This is a genomic window from Romboutsia weinsteinii (genome assembly GCF_002250835.2).
GTDB classification, from domain to species: Bacteria; Bacillota; Clostridia; order Peptostreptococcales; family Peptostreptococcaceae; genus Romboutsia_A; species Romboutsia_A weinsteinii.
The window spans coordinates 1-742 of the sequence record NZ_NOJY02000153.1; the positions used below are offsets into that span (position 1 = coordinate 1).

Below are 742 nucleotides of genomic sequence, written 5' to 3' on the forward strand. Positions count from 1 at the left end.
CATCACTAGTTTTCAAGACTAGCTCCTTAAACCACTCGGACACCTCTCCGTAAATGGTGATCCATCCGCGACTCGAACGCGGGACACCCTGATTAAAAGTCAGGTGCTCTACCGACTGAGCTAATGGATCAACTTGGCAGGGGATACAGGACTCGAACCTATGCATGTAGCAGTCAAAGTGCTATGCCTTACCGACTTGGCGAATCCCCTATAATGTGGTGAGCGCACAGGGATTCGAACCCCGGACACACGCCTTAGAAGGGCGTTGCTCTATCCAGCTGAGCTATGCACCCACATTTTAGTTACTATTTTGTTTAAAATTAAGTGGTGCGGATGAAGGGAGTCGAACCCCCACGCCGTAGGCGCCAGATCCTAAGTCTGGTGCGTCTGCCAATTCCGCCACATCCGCATGTTCTTAATTTAATGGTGGAGGATGGTGGATTCGAACCACCGAAATCGTCGATAACAGATTTACAGTCTGCCCCCTTTGGCCGCTCGGGAAATCCTCCGTATTATATGGAGCTGGTGATAGGAATCGAACCTACAACCTGCTGATTACAAGTCAGCTGCTCTACCGTTGAGCCACACCAGCGTATTGGCGGGAATAACAGGACTCGAACCTGTGACCCATTGATTAACAGTCAATTGCTCTACCAACTGAGCCATATTCCCACGTATTAAATTAAGTTGGCGACCTGGAAGGGACTCGAACCCTCGACCTCCAGCGTGACAGGCTGGCATT

At 50.3% G+C, this 742-nt stretch carries 7 tRNA genes; all 7 read right to left on the reverse strand.

Features of this window, described 5'->3' with window-relative positions:
• Positions 1 to 54: 54 nt before the first annotated feature.
• The 7 genes from CHL78_RS20360 to CHL78_RS20390 all read right to left on the reverse strand — a co-directional run bounded on the left by CHL78_RS20360 (position 55) and on the right by CHL78_RS20390 (position 672).
• A tRNA-Lys gene (locus CHL78_RS20360) sits at positions 55 to 130 on the reverse strand.
• A gap of 4 nt (positions 131 to 134) precedes the next feature.
• Positions 135 to 210 (reverse strand) — tRNA-Gln (locus CHL78_RS20365).
• A gap of 6 nt (positions 211 to 216) precedes the next feature.
• Positions 217 to 293, reverse strand: a tRNA-Arg gene (locus CHL78_RS20370).
• Positions 294 to 325: 32 nt separating this feature from the next.
• Positions 326 to 409: transfer RNA gene (locus CHL78_RS20375), tRNA-Leu, on the reverse strand.
• A 15-nt stretch (positions 410 to 424) separates the two neighbouring features.
• Positions 425 to 509 (reverse strand) — tRNA-Tyr (locus CHL78_RS20380).
• Between the two features lie 8 nt (positions 510 to 517).
• Positions 518 to 592, reverse strand: a tRNA-Thr gene (locus tag CHL78_RS20385).
• A gap of 4 nt (positions 593 to 596) precedes the next feature.
• A tRNA-Asn gene (locus CHL78_RS20390) sits at positions 597 to 672 on the reverse strand.
• Between the last annotated feature and the right edge of the window lie 70 nt (positions 673 to 742).